A 26,933-nucleotide genomic window follows, 5' to 3' on the forward strand; every position below is an offset into this window, starting at 1 on the left:
CTATTAGCTCTCTCTATTGTTTAGAAAAACGATAGAGAGACTCAATTATAGTTTTATAAAATCAATCGTAAAATTGCATTTATTATATTCAACTTATTAATGATAGTTTGCTATTATTATAAGCATCAAAGGAAGAGCTAGAGCTTATATAGATATTAATAAAAGTTAAGATATTTTTATTTCTATATCAATTAACTACTACTCGTCTTTCTTTAGTTTCATATAACAACACTCACACTATAAGGACAATATTATGAGTAATACTAATAACGCTACTAACCAGATCGGTCTAGAAAAAGCTGACATGAGCGAAGTCATCGCTCAATTAAACAACCTGCTATCAACGTATCATGTGTTTTACTTAAACGTACGTGGCTATCATTGGAATGTAAAAGGTGAGCATTTCTTTACTTTGCATCCAAAGTTTGAAGAATTATACACAGCGCTGCAGTTACAGATTGATGAGATCGCTGAGCGTATCTTGACTCTTGGTGGTACACCACTTCACGCTTATAGCGATTTTGTACAACACACTAGCATCAGCGAAGACAAAAACGTCAAAGATGGTACATCTTGCGTTAAAGGCGTGGTAACTGGTTTACAAGCCTTAATCGCAGAGCAGCGTCAAGTATCCTCATTAGCAGCAGAAAGCGATGATCAAGGTACCGCTGACCTGGTCGATGCCTATGTTCAAGAGCAAGAGAAACTGGTATGGATGTACAATGCATTTTTGGGTTAATACTTTATTAAGCTGATTATATATCGCTTAAATTAAGCCAAATAATAGTAAAACTTAGAACCATAAAAAAGCACCCAGTTGGGTGCTTTTTTATTATCATTCTTTCACAAAGAACTAATTTATTGTTGAATCCATTGACGCATCTTTTCACGCTCAGCAGGCGTTGCTTGTAGCCAAATCTGCATAAATGAATCTAAGGTATTGGTAGAGGTATTCACACTCGTAGTTTGCTTGATATTGGTCGTACCAACATTGGCATTGTTTGGCATTACTGCTGGTTGATCCAATGCTGCTATCGCACGTTGGTTTTGTAGCTCGGCATCGCCCGCCCCACCGAACACACCACCTAGCGCCTTACCAAGTCCTGAAAGCAGTCCACCTTGATTACCAGCCATACCCTGTTGACTTGCGATAACCGTGTTGTTCTGCTGGATAGCGAGTGTTGGCTGCTTAGCATAATCTTTAGCGGCTTCGTAATCTTCTGGCTGGTTCGGCATCGTCAAACGATACGTTTGGTTATCTGCCAATTCCGCCGTCACGCTGACGTTACCTGAACGCAGATAATCATGCTCATCACGCAGCAAGTTATACAAGCGGTCATACTTAGCAGTGATAGCGTGTTGACCCGGCTGGAGCGTGAACTTCTTGGTTAATGGTTGAAAAGCGCTCTGCTGAACTTCTTGTCCATTGATGGCAGTCACTTTGATATGGTCATCAACCAATAGCGTCACAGCGGCTTGTGACATCATAGAGACTGAGGTCATACCCACAAACAACATACCAATAGTCAATTTTTTTAGCAAAGGAGCATTCGATTTCATAGGTTATTCCATTAATAGTGAAAGCAGGTTGGATAAAAAGTTCGTATTCTTACTGTTATTTGTATTTTTACTGCTAAAAATCAAGTGGCATCGTATGTTGGTCTTGATCCGTCGTCTCGTTGTCTACTTGCGTCTCTTGGGCTATATCAGCCAGCTCTGCTGCGAGTGTTTGCTCATCAATGGTACGTAGTGCGTCACTTATCACCGCTTTTGATATATTACTGCGGCCAAGGTTAGAGAACATTGGCTGAATATAATTAAGCACTTCCATCATTGCACCGATACGATGTGGCCCTTCAGTCAATAAATGATTGATAATCCGATCATCAAATTGCCAGCCGCGCCGACGCAAAATGGACTGAAGCAATGCCTGACGGTCTGCTAAATCATGACCAGTAGGCACTTTGAAGGCTGGTGCTTGTGCCAAACGCGTCAATAAATCTCTCAGTTGAAATGGCAAGTCACCTGCTGGCTTATTGGCCGCAAATAAAAGCTGGCGCTGACCTTCGCGGCTACGGTTGATCAGATGAAATAGCGCTTCTTGCCATTGGCTACTTTGCTCAAGCACTTCTAAATCATCGATAGCAATCAGATCAAAGTTTTCTAAAGAAGATAGTACATGGACATCGGTATGGATCAATTCATTGAGTGACAGGCAAATTGCTGATTTGTCCATTTCAATAAATGACTCACAAATAGCGGAGAGCAAGTGAGACTTACCCGTCGCAGGGCTACCAAACAGGTATAACTGACCAATGAGGCCGACATGTAATTGCCGCACTGCATCAATAATAGACATCCAACCGGGACCGGCAAAGTCGCTGAGACTTGCATCATGCTTAATGTCCAGATTGAGACTTAGCTGTGCTTCTGCCATGAATCATCAACTCGTGTTGCGTAGTGCAATATAAAAGTGCAGTAGAAAAAGGAATAAATTGCTATTCGGTACTATCCATACTACCTGATAAAAATGTGTGCAGTGGATATATAGCTTTTTTATGATGGATGAATTGCCTTAATCAGGCTAATCTTGATAAAAAAATATAGCAACGGCTGATACGATCAACACTGCGACTATATATAACATATTTGCAAAATGACTGACAAGTCTTTTACCTACTAAGCCTTATCAATCATTTGCTTTGTGCTTCCCATTTGTACGCTATCTACTCACTATATTCAATAATAGAATATTTACTTCTTCTCAAACAATAGCAGTTGTTTACGACCTTTATAAAAATCTGTCGTGCGATAATAAGCATATAGGTGGCGAAACAATACATTCAAGACAGCAGAGACCGGTAGCGCGATTAACATACCCACAAAACCCAATAGACTGGCGCCTGCCAATACCGCAAAGATAACCCATAATGGTGATAAACCAATCTTATCACCTAATAGTAGCGGCTGCAGAATATAACCTTCTGCGGCTTGTCCGACTAAAAACGCCCCAACGACCAATAACAGATAAGTCCAATCCAACCCAAACTGAAACAAGCAGGCGATGATAGCGGCCACAAATCCAATGCCAAAACCCAAGTAAGGCACAAAGCTAGCAATACCAGCCACCATACCGATGATAAGTCCAAGCTCTAGACCAATAAGCTGCAGCTGTATTGCATAAATAGCACCCAGCAGCACCATCACCAACAACTGACCTTTAATAAACGCCATCAATGCCTGATCGCACTCTTTGGCGATGCCAATGACTTGTTTGCAGTATGCTCCCGGTATCGCCATCTTCCACGTCTGTAAACGCTGATCCCAATTGAACAAAAAATAAAACGTTAAAATTGGCACCAACACGATCAGTCCTGCACTGTTAATAAAGTTCATACTTGAAGTCAGTACTTGGCTCATCATGGTACTGGCATCAGCAAACTTATAATTCGTTTGCATATACTCGACCAGCGTCTCAGAAAAATCCTTAGACTCTAACACAGGCAATTGAAAACGAGTATTGCTGTTAAACCACTCTCGTACTACTTGGTTATACCAGCCAGATATCTTAGGTAGATACTCCCAAGCGGCTTGCAGCTGATGCCACAATGTCGGTACCAACCACCAGAGCAACAGCGCCATCCCTACAGTGATGGTAGAGTAAACAATAATAATTGCGATCCAACGTCTGAGATGTTTTGACAATCGCTTTACCAAAGGATTGAACAAGTAAGCCAGCATAAAAGCAAATATAAACGGCACAATGACTGGTATCATCAGGTAGAGAAGGAACAGCGCCACAACCAAAGCGACGACGATAAATAAACGTCTGAAAAAAGGGTCGATTGGTTGGTTCATCATGATAAGTAATCCTATACGTGGGCTGATTTGAGATAGTGACAAAAATTGCGGTACTTGAGCCGTCAGGAGTCGTAAATTTAGCGTTTTATTATCGCAGAGTACAACAAAAAATCAGTCATTTTTTGTTTCTTAACCGCTTATTTACCACTTAATGCAAATCTTAGCCAAATATTGGCAAGTTGCTTTGCGAGTACGGTCTGTTTTTGGGTATAATGCGCGCACTATCTTTAAACTTTGCCTTTAAACCTTATCTCGCTGATTTTAGCGTGATTGACTCCCTTACTTTTTAATTCCAATTATCTATCCCCAACTGTGAGATGACTATGAGTGACAAGCCTTCTTTAAGCTACAAAGACGCCGGCGTTGATATCGATGCAGGCGATGCTTTGGTTCAGCGAATCAAGTCCGTTGCAAAAGCCACTACTCGTCCTGAAGTCGTGGGTGGACTTGGCGGTTTTGGTGCGTTATGCCGTATCCCAACAGGTTACACTTCTCCGTTATTGGTGTCTGGTACTGATGGTGTGGGCACCAAACTAAAATTGGCATTACAGCTCAATCGTCACGATACCATCGGTATTGATTTGGTCGCGATGTGCGTCAATGATTTGTTGGTTTGCGGTGCAGAGCCACTATTTTTCTTAGATTACTACGCAACAGGCAAGCTGGATGTTGATGTAGCTGCGACTGTGGTCACTGGTATTGGCGATGGTTGTAAACTTGCTAACTGTGCGCTTATCGGCGGTGAAACTGCTGAAATGCCAGGTATGTATCAAGACGACGATTATGACCTCGCAGGATTCTGCGTGGGCGTGGTTGAAGAAAGCGAGGTCGTGACTGGTGACAACGTTGCCGAAGGCGATGTCCTGATTGCATTGGCTTCAAGTGGCGCACACTCAAATGGCTACTCACTGGTACGTAAAGTGATCGAAGTTAGCGGTGTGGATGTTACGAGTAGCGATGAGCAACTAGACGGTCAACCTATTCAAGATGCCTTGATGGCGCCTACTCGTATCTATGTTAAAGCCATCAAAGCATTGCAAGATACCCTTGGTAGCCCAGCGCTTCATGCTATGTCACACATCACAGGTGGCGGTCTCACTGACAACTTGCCACGTGTGCTCCCTGAAGATCTAGCTGCCAGCATCGATACGAGCAGCTGGCAGTTCTCAGAGTTATTCACTTGGTTACAAACTCAAGGCAATATTGAACAAAGTGAGATGTACCGTACCTTTAACTGCGGCGTTGGTTTTGTCATCGTGGTGCCTAAAGACAAAGCTGAAGCAACGATCAAGACATTGACTGACGCTGGTGAAAACGCTTGGCAACTGGGCGAAATGGTCAAACGTGAAGCCGATGCCGTGGTATACCGTTAATGTCATTTGATAAGACAAGCCAACCCGTTAAGCCATTACGCATTGCCGTTTTGGTCTCAGGAAGTGGTAGCAACCTACAAGTGCTAATAGATGCCATGCAAGCAGGTGCACTACCGATTGAGATCGTTGGTGTTATTAGTAATCGCGACGATGCTTATGCGTTGACACGTGCGACCGATGCAGCCATTCCAGTTGCAGTATTGTCACATGTTGCTAGTGGCAAACGCATGGGTATTAAGACCTTTGAAGCTCATGCCAACGAACAGCTTGTCGCATGGCAACCTGATCTGATCGTTTTGGCTGGTTTTATGCGCGTGCTCAGTGGCTCATTTATTGATAATGCGCCTGCACCGATGATTAACTTACACCCTTCTCTATTGCCAGTTTATAAAGGGCTAGATACGCATCAGCGAGTATTGCAAGCAGGTGATCGCTATCATGGCTGTAGTATTCATAAGGTGACAGCGGAGCTGGATGCAGGTCAGGTATTGACCCAAGCCGTACTGAGTGTCGACATCAACGATACGGCAGAGAGCTTACAGTCACGGGTACAGAAGCTTGAGCACAAGCTTTTACCGTGGACGATATTGCTGCTAGCAAAAAATGTCTTGTCACTTGAGGTAGATAGCACCTCCTCACAGGCTGCAAACTACTTGCCAACCCTGCCATTGCAGTTATTTATCACTTCGTAGAATATAAGTAATGCATAACATATAGACAGATAAAACCTTTGGTTGTTTAAGCTATTTTTTACGGTATAAACAACAAAAAGCCCAGCTACTCACAGTGAGTAGCTGGGCTTTTCTTATTCAGTGACCACCTATAAAAGAGTATAAATGGTCATCCATAATGAGTTTCTATCTTCTTAAAATACATGCACTGCTTTAATGTTTACAAACTCTTTGATACCAAATCCACCATGCTCACGACCATAGCCTGAGTTCTTCACACCACCAAATGGCAATGCAGGATTGGCAAGACCGTAACCATTGATATACACCATACCAGTATCGAATTGCTCACTAGCTAGGCGAATCGCTTTTTCTTCATCTTTTGAAAATATAGCGCCACCTAGGCCATAACGACTGTCATTTGCAATGCGCATTGCATCGTCTTGGTCTTTTGCACGAATTAGCGAGGCTACTGGACCAAATAGCTCGTCGTCATAAGCAGGCTGGCCTTTCTCAACGTTCTCTAGGATAGTCGCTGGATAATAACTGCTTTTGCCTTCTGGTAGTTGACCACCAACGGCTATCGTCGCGCCTTTTTTCAAGCTCTCTTCCACTTGCTCATGCAGTTTTTCTTGCAAATCTTTGCGCGCTAATGGACCGATGTCTGAGCTGTCATCCATTGGATCGCCAGCTTTTGTACCTTCAAACTTCTCTACGATACGCTTACGGAATTCGTCATATACGCTATCAACGACAATGAAGCGTTTCGCTGCTACGCAAGTTTCACCATTATTGATTAAACGGGCTTGGGTACAGGTTTCTACAGCGGTTTCGATATCGGCGTCTTCTAGTACGATAAAGGCGTCATTTGAGCCAAGCTCTAGTACTGATTTTTTGATTGCTTTGGCCGCTTGTTGACCAACGATACGACCAGCATCATCACTACCTGTGAGCGTTACGCCGCGTACTTTGTCATTTTCAATCAATTTTTCTGATTGGTCATGATCAATCAAAATCGTACGGAACAAATCATTTGGCAATTCAGACTCGTGGAATATTTTTTCGATCAATAAGCCAGAACCTGTGACGTTTGCTGCATGTTTAAGCAGAACACTGTTACCTGCCATCAAGTTGGCAATGGCATAACGGAATACCTGATACGCTGGGAAGTTCCAAGGCTGCATACCATAGATAACACCAATTGGCTGATAAGTCACGATACCTTTTTTCATGCTTTCGATATCTCGCTCATCATCTGCAAGCGCAGCGACACCATTTTCAGATGTATAGTCACAAATTGCTTTGCAAAGATCTACTTCTTGCTGACTTTGACCATATAGCTTACCACGCTCTTCTGTCATGAGCTTAGATAGCTCTTCTTTATACTCCATTAGTTTGTCACCGATAGACTTGATGACACGACCACGTTCTTCGTGGCTCACAGTACGCCATTCTAAAAATGCATTATGTGACGCATCAACAATCTTGTTAACTTCGTCGTTGCTCATGTAATCATAACTTTTAATATCTTCGCCCGTGGCTGGGTTAACAGTAGTAATATCTGACATGTGGATGTCCTTATTATTTGATTTTATGTATTTAGTATTATTGTCACTTTTAATTATTTGGTGTTACATCGATAGGACAATTTAATAAATGAATCGATAAGTTGTTTTCTATCTGCACTTATCATAACAAGGTATTTGACCAAGAGTTTTACAATATATTGTGAAGTGTGTTGAAGATGTTAATAGTGTGACTGTCTTATTAAGAATAGCTAAATATTGAATAAGACTACATAGCAATACTAAACAAAAAAACCAGCCTAATGGCTGGTTTAGTTCGTTGAATACACCAAATACAGGTTAAACCATAATATTCAAAGTGAGTTAATTACTTACTATAAAATAATTGCTGTTTTATAAAAACTCTCATTAAAACAAGTGATTAATGACAGGTATTTCCTGTGGTGGATTTTCTTCCTCAGCCACCACTTGGCGCGCCACATGCATGATCAATTGACGCAACCAACGGTGAGCAGGATGATGCTGTAACAATGGTGACCATGCCATGGTCAGCTCAAACTCAGGAATAAAAAACGGCGGCTCTTCCATCATGATGCTGTCGTTATTGGCCTGCATTCTTGCCACACGGGTTGGCAACGTCGCTATCAAATCTTTATTTGCGGCAAGCATGGCTGGCATCTGATAGTGGCGGGTGAAGACACTAATTTGGCGTTTTTGGCCCAAGCGTTGCAATGCCTGATCAATAGACCCTAAGCCACCTGATTTTTCTGGGTTAACCCCAAATCCTACGCCCATCCCTGTTTTAGATACCCAAACATGCTGTGCTTTTAGATAGTTTTTCAGATTAAAACGATTGGCATAAGGACTTTCAGACGACAGCAAACAACTAAATGTATCACGCCATACCAAAACCTGATGAAAGCTTTGTGGTATCTCATTAAAACGATTGATCGCCAAATCAACACGCCCCTGCTCCATATCGCGATAAGAGACATCTGAGGGTGTCAAAAAATCCAAAATGACGTTGGGTGCTTCCGAACGTAACGCCTTCACTAGCTTCGGCACCAAAGTCGCCTCAGCATAATCTGACGTCATAATACGAAAAACGCGTGACGTACTATAAGGACGGAATTCAGTGCGCGGCTCTAGGACTTGAGTCAAATCTGCAAGTATCTCACGGATGCGTGGCTGCAACTCAAGGGCGCGCTCAGTCGGTGTCATCCCTTCAGATGAGCGCACCAGCAATGGATCATTAAATAACTTGCGCAGACGGCGCAAGATATTGCTCATGGCAGGCTGGGTGATACCAAGCTGCTCAGCTGCGCGAGTGACGTTTTTTTCTCGTAGCAACACATCTAGATGGACTAATAAATTTAAATCAACCCGCTGCAAATTCATATGTATTTCTCTTAGCTTTTAAAAGATAAGCACCACGGCACGCTTGGTATTATCAGTGCTGAAATGGTGATTTTCGATCTAGGACAGCATAATTTTGCAAATTTTTATTGGTTTTACCGCAAAAGATACTCAGTATAACTCAATTCCATCACCATAAGATACTGTTATAACTACATTATAACCTATAAAAATACTAAAGATAAGTATCATAAATTAGATAAATCTTGGTAAGGCAGTTATAGTGAGTTCCATAAAGGATTTGCGGTACAAACCACAAATCTGAGTTTTATGAACGGGTTATCGTCCAAAAAACAACATAGTCAAATAGTATAGTAATGGTTTATCTCGACAGTGAAACACTACCAAGTGTCAGTATAATTGTAACATCTCTTGTTGCTAATTATGACAACGCTGTTTATTAAATACTCAAACCCCTTTGATAGATGTGGGTAAGCTGAATCAACACTATAAATCAGCAATTATTTGTCAACTGCTGAGTTCAGCAATCTTCTTGTATTCATGCACAGGTTTGTTTAGGGTAAAGAAGACCTTTACGAGATATTGATACCACCACTACCGAATTTATTGACAATACAAATTATTATTTTAACGCTCAATTTATTATTTTTTACACCCTACCAAGGAGACTATAGATGTCAACTGCATATAAATCAGCGATCGACCTAGTACGTGAATTAAAGCAAAAGCACGGCAACTGGCAGAATATTAGCGAGACTGATGCCGCACGTATGATGTCACAAAACCGTTTCAAAACGGGCTTGGATATCGCAAAGTATACTGCAAAAATCATGCGTCAAGACATGGAAGATTATGACAATGATACGTCTCAGTACACACAGTCTCTAGGTGCATGGCATGGTTTTGTGGCACAGCAAACCATGTACGCCAAGAAAAAATACTTCGGCACTACCTCTAAAACTTATATCTATCTTTCAGGTTGGATGGTAGCGGCGCTACGTTCTGAGTTTGGTCCACTACCTGATCAATCTATGCACGAAAAGACGTCAGTACCTAAGCTAATCGAAGAGATCTACACGTTCTTACGTCAAGCAGATGCTAAAGTGTTGAACGACTACTTCCGTGAGCTAAACGCTGCTGAAGAAGCTGGCCAAGACACTTCAGCAATCTTAGAAAAAATCGAAAACTTTGATTCGCATGTTGTGCCAATCATTGCAGATATCGATGCAGGTTTCGGTAACGAAGAAGCCACTTACCTATTGACTAAGCAAATGATTGAAGCTGGTGCTTGTGCCATTCAGGTTGAAAACCAAGTATCTGATGCTAAGCAATGTGGTCACCAAGCTGGTAAAGTCACCGTACCGCATGAAGATTTCATCTCTAAGCTAAACGCTATCCGTTATGCATTCTTAGAGCTTGGTGTTGAAGACGGCGTTATCGTTGCTCGTACTGACTCTGAGGGCGCATCACTCACGCAAAAAATCCCAGTATCAAATGAGCCAGGCGACCTTGCTTCTAAATACATCGATTTCATCGAAATGGAAGAAGTATCTCTTGAAGATGCCAAAGAAAACGATAGCTTACTTAAGCACAACGGCAAACTAGTACGTCCAGTTCGTCTACCTAACGGCCTATATCAATTCCGTGAAGAGACTAACATTGACCGCGTTGTACTTGACTGCGTAACCGCTCTAGAAAACGGCGCTGACCTACTATGGATCGAAACACCGACTCCAGACGTAGAACACATCAAAATGATGGTTGACCGTATTAAAGAGCAACAGCCTAAAGCGAAGCTTGTATACAACAACAGCCCATCATTCAACTGGACGCTCAACTTCCGTAAGCAAGTGATCGCACAGTGGGAAGAAGAAGGCAAAGACATCTCTGCATACAATAAAGATGACTTGATGAGTGCTGATTATGACGGTACTGAGCTTGATGCAGCAGCTGACGTAGCCGCTAAGAACTTCCAACGTGATGCGTCACGTGAAGCTGGTGTATTCCATCACTTAATCACGCTACCGACTTACCACACAACTGCTCTTAGCGTTCATGAACTTGCTAAAGGCTATTTCGGTGAAGAAGGTATGCTTGCTTATGCAGCGGGCGTACAGCGTAAAGAAATTCGCGAAGGCATCTCTTGTGTTAAGCACCAAGCAATGGCTGGTTCTGACCTTGGCGATGACCACAAAGAAATCTTCTCAGGCGATAACGCACTGAAAGCTGGCGGTGGCAAGAACACGATGAACCAGTTCTAATAACTGACAGACTAGCAGTATTTATTAAAAAACCGTCCTACATCATGTAGGGCGGTTTTTTATTGCGGTTTAAATAATCAGAGAGTGGTAGACTAATAATTATCAAGCAAAACCGTAAATCAAAGCCATCAGTCAGAATTATTAGGAGCTAATATGCAAGAGATAGAGCTGAAGTTTTTGGTACCAGAGTCACGTCTAAAGGGTTTAATGCGTCAAGCAAAAGTTAAATCCTCACAAGTGACACCACTGGCTGCACACTATTACGATACCCCTGATCAGCAGCTTGCACAGGCAGGTATTGGTTTGCGTATTCGCAAAGAAGGCGATACTTGGGTACAAACCATCAAAGCTGGTGGCGATGGCATTGCCGCTCGTTTGGAGCACAATGCTGTGTTAGACGACAAACAAGTACAGGAAATGCTTGATAATAACGAGCTGATGCCTGATTTGACGATATATGCAGACACTCCTGTCGCCTCTGCGCTGGCTGAGTTTAAACTCAAAAAGTTAGCAAAAAACCTAACAAGACTGTATGTTACCGACGTCGAGCGCACCACTCGATTGCTCACAGAAGATAATAGTGACGAAACTGATAGTTGTATCGAGATGGCTTACGATCATGGAGAAATTGTCCATGGTACTGACGACTCTCAGCGAAAAACCATTCAGGAGATAGAGTTCGAATTGGTGTCAGGAGATATAGATTTTTTATTTACGACAGCCAAAACATGGTGCAAACGCTACAAGCTGTGTCTATCTACCGTGACCAAAGCTGAGAACGGTGGCTTGCTCATCAACGGACAGAACCACAGTCCAGCAGTTGGCGCTGACCTAAGCCAACTAGATGTGAATAAAGACAGTAGCATGCCCGCCTTTATACGAGCAGCCGTACATAACTGTCTATTACAGATATTACCAAATAGTAGTGCTATCGTCGCTGGAAGCATTGATCACGAGCATATTTTGCAAACACGCATCGGTATTGATCGTATGCAAGCTGCATTAACCGCATTTGCTGACTTTTCCGGTGAAATAAACCCAGAATGGCTACCGATACTAAAGCAAACCTCAACCTTGCTTGACAATTATTACCAACTCGCTCATATCGAAGCCTATATCGAACCTGAGCTACAGGCACTCGGAGCCCCTACTGTTGACTGGACAACAGATATCGAAGATATAAAAATCACACCGATCAATACATTGCAAGCCAATGACTTTCAGCTCACCTTGCTAGAGCTGATTGCCTTTACCATGAGTGACCCTAGTATTGATCCTCAAGCGGATAAACTTGCTCTCGACAAGCTAGCAAAAATTCTATCGAAACAATATAAGAAGTGCCTCAAAGCAGATAAAAAAACTGATGCAGTAAGTGATACCGAGATTGTGAGCGATGATGTAGATGTTGATACGGATATCTCTGAGGATAATCAGGACGAAGCGCTACTATGCGATCACCTAAAAGCGTTACGCTACATAAGTGAGTTCTCTGCGCCTTTGTTAAGTAAGAAAAAAGCTAAGAAGAAAACCAAACGCTGGTTAAAGCGTCTGATAAAAGCGCAAATAGCGCTAGAGCAACGCAATGATGACAATCAATATCAACAGTTTTACGCGCTAAAATCGGCGACAGATGTTAATGCACTATATGGTGCAGGTTGGTTTGCTGCAATGCTAACGAATGACCCAAGTTATATCGAAACACGTTTGGCAAAATTTAGAGACAGCTCAACATTTTGGTAAAACGTATGACTCGGTAAAGATACCTCGATAAAGATATATTACTTAATGAAAAGGACAGCTTTTATCAATGAAGCTGTCCTTTTTTATAAATAAACCATTTTATTTTTTCGCTTTGATTTTATCGTTCAATATTTATACCTTTCACTACCATCCTTAGCCGTCATCGGATTTTTTGGGCTCAAATACCGATAAATAAATATGCTATAGAAATATAGAAATAATAAGCAAGATTAATCTTAGTTAATCTGCAACGATCATTACTGGCATACCTTCTTCGACTTGCTCAAATAATTCCACGATATCTGTATTACGCATACGTATACAGCCATGTGAAAGCGGTATACCCATCGGCTCAGTATCTGGTATGCCGTGGATATAGATGTAGCGCTCATAAGTATCACAGCCGCCTTGACTGTTGCTACCTTTATTCGAGCCTTCTTCCAAACCGCTCAACCAAAGAATACGGCTCAGTATCCAATCACGCTTGGGATGTAACGTGCCAAGAGCGGCATCATACACCTCGCCAGTTGGCACACGGCCCACAAACACAGCATTCATAGGCTCACTGCCGCCTATTTTTTTTGCAATACTATGCTGACCAAGTGGCGTGCAACCGCTATCTTGCTGGCTACCAATACCATTCTTTGCCGTAGAGACGGTATATTCAGTGACCTCAGCTTGCTGCTTATGGATTGTTAATGTCTGCTTAGCAATGTTAATCACTAGATGCTTATTAAAAGTTTCATTATTCGTCATAAATGCTTCTCGCTATCAGTCATCCATAAGATGACTGTTAAGGTAATTGGTAAAACTGATTCAAAATTTCTATTATCAAGGGATTGTGTCAATGCTTTTGGCACCGTAATATAGAGGCACACTTTTTGATGCTAGCAGATTATGACGACTATTTCACCGACACGTGTGTCGATGTATGATTTTTTATATCATGATACCAAGCCTATGCTGCCACTTTTGGCTGATGCCGCACAGCTTTCGTTGCCACAAGCGAGGCTGGCAATGGATGCCAGTTTACAAGCTATTGTGAGCGCACTTCTTGCCTATCAGCAGCAACATCAAGGACAAGCACTCAGCAAAAGGCTATTTGGACGTGCTGCTGTCAAAGAGTTACGACAATACAACTCCATGAATTTTGCGACTCTCAAGGCGACGTTATATCACCGAAACGATGCGGCAGATGCCGTTTTTAATAACAGCGCCCGTGTGATAAAAATCAGTGACCATATTGCTGAAGATATTCATGCAAAAACACAGCAAGTTCAAATCTTACTCACCTCTTTATGCGTGATTGTCCTTCGAGAATTGGCTATCTTGGCAGAATACAGTCAACTCGATAGTGACGAGATGAATAAATGGTTTGCCCTACAACCACAGTTTTTGTCCGCAGCACGGTTTAGCAATGAGCAAACGCAAGCAGTGCCTACTCTTGAGTCAGAGCGTGCTAACAGCGAGCCGGCTACACTGACAGAGTCTATAGAAGACAAAGAACCTTTGGAAAATCATGCGGAGAGTGCAGAACTCAAGCTATTACACGCTGAGCAGTTATCAAGCACCCCGCCACCTTTTGATAGCCACTGGTACGAGTTGACAGGGTTCGAACCTAAAAACCATGAACCTGTACAAGACATGCAATTGGCAACGGGTAATTACCTAAAAGCCATTGGTCGCTCACCGGATAACTTGCCGCAGGGTCGTCATAACGACATGCTGGTATTTGAAGAGATGCACGCTATTGCTTTGCCACATCAGCGTTGGTTATTACAGCTGGCGAAAATATCTGATATCTATCTTAGTCGAAATCGACTGCGCATCAACTCTGAACCCGCCAATCCACCAAAGCCGCCGTTGGTAAGCTTAGGATTAATCGGTGGCAATAATGATAACACGCCAGCGACAACGAGCGAGAAGCCGATAGAATATGACGCTTCAACGCCGCTTTGGAAAAACCCTGTCATTCTTATTATTATACTTGTCATTGGTGTACTGGGGGCGCTTGCTACTCTCAAATATCAATCGCAAAAATCTGATGGCGTCGTGCTCGCCACCGAAGAGATATTAGAACAAGATATTACTGATGAACGTCAGCAACAAGATGTCGCTATTGTAAGGATGGACGATGAAGAGTCTGATATAGGAGCTGCAAAAGCTCAATAAAGACATGTGCTGTTAATAAAGTAATGTTCAAAACAGAGGCTTGATAGAAACGCATCAGCCATAAAAAAAAGAGGCGCTATTTATATAGGCCTCTTTTTTACTGCTTTCGAGCTAAATACTTAATTAACTACGTACAATCGAAATGCTTATTTAGACAAATCACGACCACGGCTAGCTTCGATAGCCAAACGTAGACCATTTAGACGGATAAAACCTTCTGCGTCTTTTTGATCGTAAGCACCCGCATCATCTTCGAACGTTGCGATTTTTTCATCAAATAACGAATCATCTGACTTACGACCGACGACGCTCACAGCACCTTTGTATAATTTTACACGTACCGTGCCGTTGACGTATTCTTGTGATTTGTCAATCAATGCCTGTAGCATCATACGCTCAGGGCTGAACCAATAGCCATTGTAGATGATTTTTGCATAGCGTGGCATGAGCTCATCTTTTAGATGGGCGGCTTCACGATCAAGTGTTAGTGACTCGATACCGCGATGCGCTTTTAGCATAATTGTGCCAGCTGGCGTCTCGTAGCAACCACGTGACTTCATACCAACATAACGGTTTTCAACGATATCTAAACGGCCGATACCATGTTTGCCGCCGATTTCATTCAGCTTAATCATGACTTCATAAGGCTTTAGTGCTTCGCCATCGATAGCAACGATATCGCCTTTCTTGTATTCTAATTCTAGATATTGCGCTTCATCAGGCGCGTCTTCTGGGCTGACAGACCAACGCCACATGTCTTCTTCTGCTTCAGTGTACGGCTCTTCTAGAACGCCACCTTCATAAGAGATATGCAGTAAGTTGGCATCCATTGAATAAGGAGATTTTTTCTTATTGCCTGCATAATCGATTGCGATATCATGCTCTTCGGCATATTGCATCAAGCTTTCGCGGCTTGATAAATCCCACTCACGCCAAGGAGCAATCGTTACCACGTCTGGTGACAAAGCGACAGCACCTAGCTCAAAACGAACTTGGTCATTACCTTTACCAGTCGCGCCATGACTGATGGCATCGGCATTGTGTTCTTTAGCAATCTCAACCAAACGCTTAGCGATTAGTGGACGGGCGATAGACGTACCGAGTAAATACTCACCTTCATAGATAGCATTGGCACGGAACATCGGGAATACGTAATCGCGGGCAAACTCTTCGCGCAAATCTTCGATATGAATGTGCTTGATACCCATTGCTTGAGCTTTGGCTCTTGCTGGCTCAACTTCTTCGCCTTGACCGATATCAGCGGTAAAGGTGATCACTTCCGCATCATAGGTTTCTTGCAGCCATTTAGCGATGATTGAGGTATCAAGACCACCTGAGTATGCCAATACGATTTTATTAATATTTTTTGGATCAAGTTGAGCCATGAAAAACTCCTGTTATGAGAATTTAGTTTTAGTAAACGCGCTAAGATCAAATCGAAAGCAAGTTAAAAAGAAATTACCTGCTCAGTGTACATCATATTTACTATAGGCAAAAGTCTAACTGCCATAAGGCGTGTGCTTTTGGCTTAAAACCTAAAAAGGGTTGAATAGTGCTCAATGAATTACGTACAGATATTTCGCCTTATATTTAGTCAACTGGGCAAATCTGTTATGATAGTCGCACAGTATTATCCTCTTTTTTCCTTTATTTGACGATATAGAGCGCTTTGACACTATGACTGATTCGATTAGAGAATTAACCATCCTTCAGCCAGATGATTGGCATATTCACTTGCGCGACGATCAGGCGTTGAGCACGACCGTACCGCACGCAGCAGGTAGTTTTAACCGTGTGATCTGTATGCCAAACCTTGTGCCGCCAGTCAAAAATGCACATGATGCGCAGGCCTATCGCGCGCGTATCATGGAAACTTTGGCAGCAAGCGATTTAAGTCTTGAGCGAAAATCAGCCTTTGATCCACGTATGACTCTGTACTTAACGGACAATACCACTGCTCAAGATATCGAGTTGGCCGCACAGTCAGGTATCGTACAAGCGGTTAAACTTTACCCTGCTGGAGCGACCACCAATTCTGCCGATGGTGTTACCAACATCAATGCCTGTGTCGATGTATTTGAAGCACTAGAAAAGCACAATTTACCACTATTGATACATGGCGAAGTGACGCAAGACCATATAGATATCTTTGATCGCGAAAAGCGTTTCTTAGACGAAGTGCTGGCACAAATCATCGTCAAATTCCCAACATTAAAAATCGTGGTAGAGCATATAACGACCAGTGATGCAGCGGATTTTGTATTGGCTCAAGGCAACCATGTTGCTGCCACTATTACCCCGCAGCATTTAATGTTTAATCGCAACCATTTATTGGTTGGTGGTATCAAACCGCACTTTTATTGCTTACCTATTTTGAAGCGTGAGAGCCACCAGAAAGTCCTGTTAGATGTGGCCACGAGTGGTAATCCAAAATTCTTCTTGGGTACCGACTCTGCGCCACATGCTACCGACAAGAAAGAAGCTGCTTGCGGCTGTGCTGGTTGCTATAGTTCAGCAACTGCCCTACCGTTATATGCCACTGCGTTTGATAGCGTTGGCAAAATAGACAAGCTAGAAGGGTTTGCCAGTCGCTTTGGCGCGCAGTTCTACGGTCTACCTCTAAACGAGAGTACCATTACGCTTGTCAACACCCCTATGCAAGTACCGAACGACTACCCTTACTTTGATGGTGCATCATTAACGCCGCTTATGGCAGGTGAAACGTTACCTTGGTCGCTTAAGATCTAGTAGCCACGCAGCCTAGCACTGACAAAGCAACTTATTATTTTTTCTATAATGCCAATGATACCTTTGTACTAAACCTCCTTAGTGCAAAGGCGTTATCGATGTTATGAAATAATGATGTGCAATTCCATATACCAGCACGACTGATAAAAGTGATTGAACTTGATATGACCAATCAAAATACAGCAACCTTACCTGACGCAGATGTCTCAAATTCTACAGATGATGACCTGAACGTAATCCCAAGTGCTGCTACTCAAGACAAGAGCGACGACGAACAAACACCCTTGAGTCTAAAAGACCGATTTCGTAAGTTTTTGCCTGTCGTTGTCGATGTTGAGACAGCGGGTTTTAACTCTCAGACTGATGCGCTATTAGAAATCGCCTGTATCCCTGTATTACTTGATGAGCATGGCGTATTTTATCCAGGTGAGGCATTCAATGCTCATGTTGAGCCATTTGAGGGTGCAAATTTAGAGCCCAGTGCCCTTGCCTTTACTGGCATCGATCCTAACAACCCAATGCGTAAAGCCATTGCTGAAGATGAAAAAACGGCCCTTCGCCGTATCTTTAAAGGCTTAAAAGAAGTACGCCGCGAAGAAGAGTGCCGTCAATGTGTTCTGATTGGACACAACGCGCATTTCGATTTGGCATTTCTAAATGCAGCTGTGCTACGTACCAATAGTAAGAACCACAATCCTTTTCACAACTTTTCAGTGTTTGATACCGTAACTTTGTCTGCACTGGCATTTGGACAAACTGTACTAGCACGGGCATGTAAGGCAGCAGGACTCGAGTTTGATGGTAAAAATGCTCACTCAGCACTGTATGACACTCAAAAGACAGCCGAGCTGTTCTGTCACATACTCAATAATTATCCTATGCTCGCTAATGCGATGCACAATGAAGAGGCTAAAGAAGCATCAGCTGATAACGATAGTGAATAAGTCACATATCATATATTGCCAATCATAGATAATAGTGCTATTTGTAATACTTGATGACTTTGACATCTTGATTTGATAATCAATAGGGATATGATTGATATCACGATAAGCAGATGGAATTATTTTGTATGATAATAAATGTCATATTTTTGGACGGCTAATATGACTACTTATGATGAATGTCGCGCTTAAGCGATGCAGTTATATCCTATAGATAGTTCAAGCTGCTCACTCTGCCTTGGTAGCGAATACTATCGAGGCCTAATAGGAGGGACTTTATTATGGATCCACAACTCAAGTTATGGGGAACCATCCTAGGCTATATGTTGCTCGCTTTAACTATTAGTGCTTGTACTTCCCTATGGATTCGGTATCATTTAAAGCGCAATGATCTCCATCCTCGCCGTGCAATTAAAAAAAGATATTTAATTTTAAAAAGACGTAGAAAAAGGCTTGACAGGAAACGCAGACGCTATTAAAATACGCACCACTTCAGCATAAATGGTGAAAGCAGTTGAAGTGTTGTTACTAGTCCCCATCGTCTAGAGGCCTAGGACACCGCCCTTTCACGGCGGTAACGGGGGTTCGAATCCCCCTGGGGACGCCACTATCTGGCGTCACTTGTTAGCACTCAATAAGACTAACAATGGTACCACCAAAACCCCCACTCATAATATATTATGAGTGGGGGTTTTTTATGTCTACTCTTAATATCCAAACTATTCTTAATATCTAAGCTATTTGTTTAAACAAGAAAGAGCCAGCATTGAATCAATGCTAGCTCTTTCTTGCTTGTCTGCTCAACTAGATATAATTAGTATTTATCTCGATGAGCAATAGTATTAACATACTGAGAATTATAAGAGAGTGGACTCCTATAATTATATTATCTATCGATTACAGCATTAGCCATAGTAATGTAGCAGCTATCATCAGGCCGAGTACCGTCTGAATTAAAAAGAATGCCTGATGTTGACCTACGACCTTACTCAACGTCACGCCTAAAGTATTATACTTAATAGGTGCCGTATCGATATTGCCTGTTCTATTCTGCTCTTCGTAATACTCTTGCAAAATATCTAAGAATTTCTGCCACTCATTAGCATTCCAATCATAAGGCTTAAATGGCATCAGTTTTTTGAGCTCAGACTCTTTAGTCATCCAGCGCTCAAGTGTGATAGAGCGTAATGACCAACTGCCAAAACGGCGCTTTGTGATTTCCGAGAAGTCTAAGATTTCTAATTCTTTATGTCGATCATCTGTTAGCAGTCGGTTTTTTAGATTTGTTAGTGCTTGTTCTGATCCTTCGACACATTGCAAAAAGTATCCATTGCCATAGCAAAGAATACCGGTAATGTTATCGGCGTGGTTACGCTCAACTGCGGTCTCTGAAATGTCATTAAGCGTGCTAGGACTTGAAAGACCAGTAGAAGTAATCCGGCTTATATATACAAGCTGGCAGAGATCTGTCGTTACTGGATTTGTCGAATCGTTGATTGTTGACAATCAGCTTCTCCCTATTATTAGGTAAATGTCGCTAAAACAATCATACTAACTTCAGAAAATATAGAGACAACATCACTAAATGTAATAATTTTCTCTGATATATTATTGATTTTATAAGTTTTTATATTAATTGTATTAAGTTAGTTACATCATAGGTTAGATTGGTCATCAAAGCAACCTCTTATTAACTAATAACCTTGCTTATATACAAAAAACATGTTTTAAATATATATTATATATTTAATTAATATATCTTAACTTCTATTGAGGCTAAAATTTGCCGTAAAATTGATGCGATATTGACAGTCATTACCTTGAGCTATCTGATATAAATACGAAGCAAATCTATAAATTTGATTAATGTGAGGATTGGATATCAAGAATTGCTGCCAGTAATATGGCGTCATCAGGATACGTAAGCTTGATGTTTTGTCGACTACCAGGCACCAAACGTATAGGTAGCTCTAAGTGCTCAAAAGCACTGGCTTCGTCTGTGATGCTGAGCTGATGTTCAGATACATAGCGTAGGACGCGTTTCAGCTGACCTAAGCGAAAAACTTGCGGGGTTTGAGCTTGCCATATGTTGCTACGGTCAATAGTGCATTTCGCATAAGGAATAAGTCTATCTTCCTCAGTAGGTGTGGTTTGCTGATAGGATGTCTTCAACGTATCGGCCACCGGTGTCGCTAAAATAGCACCATAAGGCTCCATCATCGCCGCTTTGATAACTTGATCGATATCCACACTCGGTACAGCGGGACGTGCCGCATCATGAATGAGTACTAAATCCGAATCATCGCCGCCTGACTGACTGATGGCCTCTACCCCTGCCTGTACTGATTGCCAACGCTCGGTCCCGCCAACTGCGTAATATATAGGAAGCTCAAACTCTAGCTCCTGCGCTGTGCTGTCGTCTGCTGCTACGACCAACAGACATTTATTAATATAATCGCTATGGCTAAGCCTAGCCACGCTGTGCTGCAATAACGTCTGACCTTCTAGCATTGTATATTGCTTGGCGATAGACGCACCAAAACGGCTGCCGCGACCAGCTGCGACGATCATGGCATGTGTATTAGGGGTTTTATTCATAGTGTGATACTCATGGTTGAACCCATGACGATATATTTAAAGAGAGATAGTGAAAATGATAAGAATGACGGATGGCTCTATAATCAATGATAATGCTTGATATCACATCGTACAGATCGATAGCTATAGTTTAATAGCTACTATGTGTCGTTGGTGCAGTTGATACTTGGACAAAAGTTTCATTTGGTTTGATTAAACCCAAATCTAAGCGAGCGTGCTCCTCCACCGCCTCAAGTCCAGTTTTTAGATCTTGCACATCGGTACGTAATAGATTGTTTGCTGCAACTTGATTGTCATTTAAGCGTTGTTGCTCTTCAATTTGAGCCGTCAACTTGTTATGTTCAAAATGGCCATTTTCTCCCAGCCAATACTGATATTGCAATCCCAAAAGCACTGCAACGGCTAAAGCAAGTAGTATAAATTGGCTAAAATATTTCATAAGGTGACAACGCCAAACAACATAGAAAGAATGAGATTAAAGTTTTAAGATGATTAGGCGATACACAAATGATTATATATCGCCTAGATTTAATGATAAATTCGGCTTTCAAGCTTAGACTTTTTGACGCATATTACACGTTAAAAAGCCAAGTCAGTCTGTTAACCACGTAGACCAATAAACTCTTCACGGCCACGATAGCTTGCACGTACTTGCTGCTCGATGCGTAGCAATTGGTTGTATTTAGCAACGCGATCTGAGCGGCATAGTGAGCCTGTTTTGATCTGACCGGCAGCGGTACCAACTGCTAAGTCTGCAATGGTGCTGTCTTCGGTTTCGCCTGAACGATGCGAGATGATGGTTGCATAGCCATTTTTCTTCGCCATATAAATCGCATCTAGCGTTTCTGACAATGTACCGATTTGGTTGAATTTAATCAGAATTGCATTGGCAATATGCTTATCGATACCTTCTTGCAAGATTGTAGGATTGGTCACGAATAGATCATCACCAACCAATTGGACTTTATCACCAATCTGCTCGGTCAGATACTTCCAACCATCCCAATCTGACTCATCAAGACCGTCTTCGATAGAGATAATCGGATATTGACGTGCCAGCCCAACGAGGTAGTCTGAGAACCCTTGGCTATCAAAAGCTTTGTTGCCTTCGCCTGCCAAGACGTATTGACCATTTTTATAAAATTCACTAGCTGCACAATCTAGCGCAAGATGAATGTCTTCGCCCGCTTTGTAGCCAACTTGCTCGATCGCTTGCATAATGACGGTGATGGCTTCTTCGTTGCTACGTAGATTGGGTGCAAAACCACCTTCATCGCCGACAGCGGTATTTAAGCCTTGTGATTTCAACACAGACTTTAAGCTGTGGAAAATCTCTGTGCCAGCACGCAGCGCTTCTGAAAAGCTGGTAAAGCCAACTGGCTCAATCATAAACTCTTGAATATCAACGGTATTGTCCGCGTGCTCGCCACCGTTCAAGATGTTCATCATTGGCACAGGCATGGTCAATGACGTCTGATTACGCAAGTTAGCAATATACTGATGCAATGGCAGACTCTGTGACTTGGCAGCCGCTTTGGCAGTAGCAAGTGACACCGCTAGCATGGCATTCGCACCCAAGCTTTCTTTGTTTTCTGTGCCGTCTAGCGCAATCATGGCATCATCAATGGCTTGCTGTTCAGTCACATCTTTATCAATCAAAGCACTACGAATCTGACTGTTGACGTTAGAAACGGCTTTTTTGACGCCTTTACCCATATAGCGAGATTTGTCGCCATCACGTAACTCAAGCGCTTCACGTGAACCTGTTGATGCGCCACTTGGCGCCGCAGCACGGCCGACAGTGCCATCAGCTAAGATCACATCAGCTTCGATAGTGGGGTTGCCGCGCGAGTCTAAAATTTCACGAGCGCGAATGTCTTTAATTGCGGTGACGTTGTTGGTTTCTTCAGCGTACATAATGTCTGTTAATTCCTTTGGTCATGCCAAGTTTGTGAGATAAATAACGGCAGCTAGCATACAAAAAAGATAAAGAAAAATATCATATAGCCAATACACCTAGAATCCCTTCAAACCTTTCCGCCATATGACTATATTTGCATATGATGGAAAGCTTATTGAACAGATTAACGGTTGGCTATCGTGCTTGGCATCATAGCATATATTTTATCAAACTTCCCTTATCTTACACTGACTTGCGGTCATAAATATCATCATAGATAGGTATATCTCATATAATTTTTTGGTCTGCGTTGATGAAATATCAGTGCTAATACAGTAATTATTATTTCGCTAAACGCGTTTTATTGGTGTGCGGGGCAGATACCGTATTATCTAGCTCAACCTCTGTTTTAAAGCGTGTCAATCGTAGCGCATTCATCAAAACTGAGATAGAGCTAAGCGCCATAGCTGCCGCCGCAATCATCGGATTCAAAAACCCAAACGCAGCAAGTGGAATTCCAAGACAGTTATAAATAAAGGCAAAAAACAAATTTTGCTTAATATTACGTAGCGTTGCTTGGGCGATTTTTTGCGCGGCATCAATATGCATCAAAGACTCACCCATCAAACGGGCAGAAGCACTGTGCTGCGCGACATCAGTCCCTTCAAACATCGCAAAACTGGCATCAGCGGTGGCCATTGCTGGCGCATCATTGACGCCATCTCCTGCCATCGCCACCTTATGCCCAGCCGTCTGCAATAATGCAATTTGGCTTGCTTTGTCACGTGGGCTCATCTTGCCATAAGCCTTATCAATGCCCAGCTGCCCTGCCACATGGTCGACAACGGACTGCTTATCACCACTCATCAAGATCACATTGATACCAGCATCTTGTAGCGCAGTGATTGCTTGTGGCGTGTCCGCTTTCAAGTCATCAGCTAGTGCAAACGCGCCTAGTGGTTCATCATTAATACTAATCGCAACGGTACTGGCAATTTGCCATACTTTTGGCATAAATCTTGGCAACGTCAAGTTCGCAAACTCTGCCGTGCCAACTTTTATCAGCCCAAGCCCTTCGATATTCGCTTGTATACCAGCACCTTTTATCACACTGACATCAGTCACGTTGAATAGAGATAATTGTCGGTCTTTAGCAGTATTGATCAGAGCTGTTGCTAGTGGATGACTGGCGTGCGCCTCGACACTGGCTGCAATTTGCAATACATCGTCAACGGCCAGTGACTTATCCACCATGACCTGATCAACGATAGTTGGCTTACCAATGGTCAGCGTGCCCGTCTTATCGAGCACTACTGTATCAATATTGCCTGCCGCCTCGAGACTTTGTGCGTCTTTGAACCAAACACCGTGACGCGCAGCAACCCCCATACCTGCCATGATGGCTGCTGGCGTGGCTAGACCAAGCGCACAAGGACAAGCAATAACCAATACTGATACGGCGTGCATCAAGGCAGTATCGATCATGCCTGTCAGCCACCATGTTAGGCCAAAAGTAACCAAAGCAATGGTCACTACAATTGGCACAAACACTGCGGTCACTCTATCAGCCAGCCTCGCCAAGTTAGCTTTTGAGCCTTGCGCATCACTCAATGCTTGTACCATATCACCAAGCTTGGTGTCACTACCCTTGGCACTCACACGATAGAGCAAACTACCATTCTCCACCAAAGCACCTGCCAGTAATCCATCGCCCACTTCTTTTTTGAGCGCTATTGACTCACCTGTTAAGTGACTCTCCACGCACCAGCCGCTACCATCTGTGACGATGCCATCGGTCGCGACACGGCTGCCTTGCTTGGCACGCAAGATATCGCCTATTTGCACATCAGACAGTGCAATGTTATGAAAATCACCATTTGGCTGCTGCTGCTCGACTTCATCAGGCGTCAATGACAATAATAAATCAATGCTGTTGAGGCTATGCTTCTTGGTACGTTCCTCCAAGTATTTACCAGTCCGCACAAAAGCAATAACCATTACCCCTGCTTCAAAATATACGGCTGGGCTATCACTGACAACGTGTGCGCCCATGTGTCCACTTTGCAAGAGGCTACCTAAAGTGCCATCGCCATGCGTGAGCCACAGATAAGTCGAATATGCCCATATCGTCACGGTACCAATCACCACCAGTACATCCATATTGGCAAGACCACCTTTGATGGATGCCCATGCGCTCTTATAAAATGGTAACGCAAAGCCAAACTGTACAATCGTCGCTAAAATAAACTGAATCCAAATGGGCGGCATCCACGCCATCCCAGCACCCACCAACATGCCTGCCATGCCCACCAAAAATGGCACCAAACACAACCATAAACCAATCAATCGCCATGGATATTGGGTGGCTGTGTCTTCATCTGTTTTTGCAAATAAACTGTCGCTGACTTGTAGGTTGGCAACAAAACCCGTCTTGTTTACCCACTCTGTGACCTGTTCTGGCGTCGTTTGCGTCGGATCATAATCTACATTTGCCGTTTCACCAGCAAAATTCACACTCACTTCATACACCGAAGGCTTTTTATTCAGCACCTTCTCAATCCGTGAAGCACAGGCCTGACACGTCATGCCATCAATCGCCAATTGTAGATGCGCATGTTGCGGTGCAAGTGGCGTATTTGATTGGATGTCAGTCTCAACATCGTAGGATTCATCACTAGTGGTACGGGTATTATCATTCATAAAAATAACTCTTTATAGCGTCTATATGTCCATAGAAGCCATAATAAAATATCAGTGGATTGACAAAAAAATCAAATGAAACAAGTAAAACACGATAACAATCAGTATGAATACGCTGTTTAGAATATCCAGTGATTATAGACAGACATATTGCAATATATTCAGGTAGCGCCTATTAGATGGTCACAACCATCATCTATTCAAGTAAGCCTCAATCATTTAGTAAATAGCAGCAAACTAGGACAGCCATGGACGTAATCTATAATCGGAATTTTTAACCATTAAAAAAACCAGCTATCATGCTAGTAATAACATGATAGCTGGTTTTTTAATAAATGATGCAATCTATGAATTAGCGACTGTTGCCTCAAATCCAGCATCATCAATAGCTGAAGCAATGGCCTCTGCACTGGTTTTGCTATCATCAAAAGTGACCGTCGCTAGATTATCAGCTAGATCAACGGTGATCGTATCTAAACCGTCAATGTCGGCAGTAGCAGTATGTACACTTGCCACGCAACCGCCACAAGTCATGCCATCAATTTGAATAATACGTGTTTGGCTTGCCATGGTTGGCTCCTTATTTTTATTAGTGAAAAGTAGCCTTGATAGCTGTTCTTCAATATTTACTTCTCAAAACCTATCAAAGCACCACTAAACAAGCATAAGCTCTATCATCAGCGACAGCAAGACACTTTGGTTGTTACTTTATTAACGAGATGCTATTAACAAGACAGGAACTTCTTAATAAAAACCTAAGCGCTACTCATTGCTTATTTAGCATCCAGATCGTCTATATATCTTAGTCGTTATGATGCGGATTTTGCGGCGCATCGATAGGAAATGGCTGAGTGACATAATCAACCATACTAATCGCCGCCGTCAAGGCATGGATACTCGTATCCGTATCATCATAACTGACCGTTGCAACATCATGCATAGGATCTAGATCGATAGCAGTCACGCCTGAGATATTTTTAAGAGCGGTCATTACACTATCTAGACCATCTTCATCGTTGATATTTTCTATACTGACTTTTGCCATCTGAATTGCCATTGCCT

General features: G+C 42.6%; 22 protein-coding genes and 1 tRNA gene. 9 read left to right on the top strand and 14 right to left on the bottom strand.

What is annotated here, in order from left to right; all coding sequences use genetic code 11:
• Window positions 1-253 precede the first annotated feature (253 nt).
• Window positions 254-739: a Dps family protein gene (locus JMX83_RS05355; protein ID WP_201599508.1), complete on the top strand. Its 486-nt coding sequence runs from the start codon at window positions 254-256 to the stop codon at window positions 737-739.
• A gap of 119 nt (window positions 740-858) precedes the next feature.
• Here the strand turns inward: JMX83_RS05355 and JMX83_RS05360 are convergent, their stop codons facing one another.
• The 3 genes from JMX83_RS05360 to JMX83_RS05370 all read right to left on the bottom strand — a co-directional run bounded on the left by JMX83_RS05360 (window position 859) and on the right by JMX83_RS05370 (window position 3,861).
• Window positions 859-1,560: a DUF2057 family protein gene (locus JMX83_RS05360; RefSeq protein WP_201599509.1), complete on the bottom strand. Its 702-nt coding sequence runs from the start codon at window positions 1,558-1,560 to the stop codon at window positions 859-861.
• Window positions 1,561-1,633: 73 nt separating this feature from the next.
• Complete coding sequence (hda, locus tag JMX83_RS05365) at window positions 1,634-2,437, bottom strand: DnaA regulatory inactivator Hda (RefSeq protein ID WP_093071321.1); 804 nt, start codon at window positions 2,435-2,437, stop codon at window positions 1,634-1,636.
• 317 nt (window positions 2,438-2,754) lie between these two features.
• Complete coding sequence (locus JMX83_RS05370) at window positions 2,755-3,861, bottom strand: AI-2E family transporter (RefSeq protein ID WP_201599510.1); 1,107 nt, start codon at window positions 3,859-3,861, stop codon at window positions 2,755-2,757.
• 323 nt (window positions 3,862-4,184) lie between these two features.
• Between JMX83_RS05370 and purM the strand changes: the two genes are divergently transcribed.
• Both purM and purN read left to right on the top strand, forming a co-directional pair.
• On the top strand, window positions 4,185-5,234 hold the full coding sequence (gene purM, locus JMX83_RS05375) for a phosphoribosylformylglycinamidine cyclo-ligase (RefSeq protein WP_201599511.1): 1,050 nt from the start codon (window positions 4,185-4,187) through the stop codon (window positions 5,232-5,234).
• Window positions 5,234-5,926: a phosphoribosylglycinamide formyltransferase gene (purN, locus tag JMX83_RS05380; RefSeq protein ID WP_201599512.1), complete on the top strand. Its 693-nt coding sequence runs from the start codon at window positions 5,234-5,236 to the stop codon at window positions 5,924-5,926. The genes purM and purN overlap by 1 nt, the downstream gene beginning before the upstream one ends.
• Window positions 5,927-6,099: 173 nt before the next feature.
• Here purN and JMX83_RS05385 read toward each other — a convergent pair whose 3' ends face one another.
• Both JMX83_RS05385 and JMX83_RS05390 read right to left on the bottom strand, forming a co-directional pair.
• The gene (locus JMX83_RS05385) at window positions 6,100-7,473 is read right to left on the bottom strand and encodes an NAD-dependent succinate-semialdehyde dehydrogenase (protein WP_201599513.1); all 1,374 of its coding nucleotides are present in this window, start codon (window positions 7,471-7,473) and stop codon (window positions 6,100-6,102) included.
• Between the two features lie 366 nt (window positions 7,474-7,839).
• Window positions 7,840-8,829, bottom strand: coding sequence for a LysR family transcriptional regulator (locus JMX83_RS05390; RefSeq protein ID WP_058025743.1), 990 nt, complete (start codon window positions 8,827-8,829; stop codon window positions 7,840-7,842).
• A 653-nt stretch (window positions 8,830-9,482) separates the two neighbouring features.
• On the opposite strand from JMX83_RS05390, the gene JMX83_RS05395 reads away from it, so the two are divergent.
• Together JMX83_RS05395 and JMX83_RS05400 are read left to right on the top strand one after the other, a co-directional pair.
• On the top strand, window positions 9,483-11,069 hold the full coding sequence (locus JMX83_RS05395; RefSeq protein ID WP_201599514.1) for an isocitrate lyase: 1,587 nt from the start codon (window positions 9,483-9,485) through the stop codon (window positions 11,067-11,069).
• Between the two features lie 153 nt (window positions 11,070-11,222).
• Entirely contained in the window at window positions 11,223-12,809 is a 1,587-nt protein-coding gene (locus tag JMX83_RS05400) for a CYTH and CHAD domain-containing protein (protein WP_201599515.1), read from the top strand.
• A gap of 240 nt (window positions 12,810-13,049) precedes the next feature.
• Here JMX83_RS05400 and JMX83_RS05405 read toward each other — a convergent pair whose 3' ends face one another.
• Window positions 13,050-13,565, bottom strand: a complete 516-nt coding sequence (locus JMX83_RS05405; RefSeq protein WP_201599516.1) for a L,D-transpeptidase — start codon at window positions 13,563-13,565, stop codon at window positions 13,050-13,052.
• Window positions 13,566-13,706: 141 nt separating this feature from the next.
• Between JMX83_RS05405 and JMX83_RS05410 the strand changes: the two genes are divergently transcribed.
• On the top strand, window positions 13,707-14,981 hold the full coding sequence (locus tag JMX83_RS05410; RefSeq protein ID WP_201599517.1) for a hypothetical protein: 1,275 nt from the start codon (window positions 13,707-13,709) through the stop codon (window positions 14,979-14,981).
• 146 nt (window positions 14,982-15,127) lie between these two features.
• Here the strand turns inward: JMX83_RS05410 and JMX83_RS05415 are convergent, their stop codons facing one another.
• Window positions 15,128-16,366 (bottom strand): argininosuccinate synthase, encoded by a 1,239-nt coding sequence (locus tag JMX83_RS05415; RefSeq protein ID WP_201508967.1) that lies wholly within the window; start codon window positions 16,364-16,366, stop codon window positions 15,128-15,130.
• 292 nt (window positions 16,367-16,658) lie between these two features.
• Here JMX83_RS05415 and pyrC point away from each other — a divergent pair, with 292 nt between their 5' ends.
• The 3 genes from pyrC to JMX83_RS05430 all read left to right on the top strand — a co-directional run bounded on the left by pyrC (window position 16,659) and on the right by JMX83_RS05430 (window position 19,280).
• On the top strand, window positions 16,659-17,729 hold the full coding sequence (gene pyrC, locus JMX83_RS05420) for a dihydroorotase (RefSeq protein WP_201599518.1): 1,071 nt from the start codon (window positions 16,659-16,661) through the stop codon (window positions 17,727-17,729).
• 164 nt (window positions 17,730-17,893) lie between these two features.
• Complete coding sequence (rnt, locus tag JMX83_RS05425) at window positions 17,894-18,673, top strand: ribonuclease T (RefSeq protein WP_227675744.1); 780 nt, start codon at window positions 17,894-17,896, stop codon at window positions 18,671-18,673.
• Window positions 18,674-19,204: 531 nt separating this feature from the next.
• Window positions 19,205-19,280: transfer RNA gene (locus JMX83_RS05430), tRNA-Glu, on the top strand.
• Between the two features lie 290 nt (window positions 19,281-19,570).
• Here the strand turns inward: JMX83_RS05430 and JMX83_RS05435 are convergent.
• The 7 genes from JMX83_RS05435 to JMX83_RS05465 all read right to left on the bottom strand — a co-directional run bounded on the left by JMX83_RS05435 (window position 19,571) and on the right by JMX83_RS05465 (window position 26,928).
• Complete coding sequence (locus tag JMX83_RS05435; protein ID WP_201599519.1) at window positions 19,571-20,179, bottom strand: BLUF domain-containing protein; 609 nt, start codon at window positions 20,177-20,179, stop codon at window positions 19,571-19,573.
• 357 nt (window positions 20,180-20,536) lie between these two features.
• Window positions 20,537-21,271: a 2-C-methyl-D-erythritol 4-phosphate cytidylyltransferase gene (ispD, locus tag JMX83_RS05440; RefSeq protein ID WP_201599520.1), complete on the bottom strand. Its 735-nt coding sequence runs from the start codon at window positions 21,269-21,271 to the stop codon at window positions 20,537-20,539.
• A gap of 130 nt (window positions 21,272-21,401) precedes the next feature.
• A complete protein-coding gene (locus JMX83_RS05445) occupies window positions 21,402-21,710 on the bottom strand; it encodes a septum formation initiator family protein (RefSeq protein ID WP_058024088.1) in 309 nt (102 codons plus the stop codon).
• Window positions 21,711-21,871: 161 nt separating this feature from the next.
• Window positions 21,872-23,188 carry a phosphopyruvate hydratase gene (gene eno / locus JMX83_RS05450; protein ID WP_201599521.1) on the bottom strand — a complete coding sequence of 439 codons (1,317 nt, stop codon included), beginning with the start codon at window positions 23,186-23,188 and terminating at the stop codon, window positions 21,872-21,874.
• 325 nt (window positions 23,189-23,513) lie between these two features.
• The gene (locus JMX83_RS05455) at window positions 23,514-25,871 is read right to left on the bottom strand and encodes a heavy metal translocating P-type ATPase (RefSeq protein ID WP_201599522.1); all 2,358 of its coding nucleotides are present in this window, start codon (window positions 25,869-25,871) and stop codon (window positions 23,514-23,516) included.
• Between the two features lie 345 nt (window positions 25,872-26,216).
• Entirely contained in the window at window positions 26,217-26,441 is a 225-nt protein-coding gene (locus tag JMX83_RS05460; RefSeq protein WP_201599523.1) for a heavy-metal-associated domain-containing protein, read from the bottom strand.
• A 232-nt stretch (window positions 26,442-26,673) separates the two neighbouring features.
• Window positions 26,674-26,928, bottom strand: coding sequence for a heavy-metal-associated domain-containing protein (locus JMX83_RS05465; RefSeq protein WP_201599524.1), 255 nt, complete (start codon window positions 26,926-26,928; stop codon window positions 26,674-26,676).
• Between the last annotated feature and the right edge of the window lie 5 nt (window positions 26,929-26,933).

Origin of the sequence: Psychrobacter piscatorii (assembly GCF_904846415.1) — a bacterium.
In the GTDB taxonomy this organism is placed as follows: Bacteria; Pseudomonadota; Gammaproteobacteria; order Pseudomonadales; family Moraxellaceae; genus Psychrobacter; species Psychrobacter piscatorii.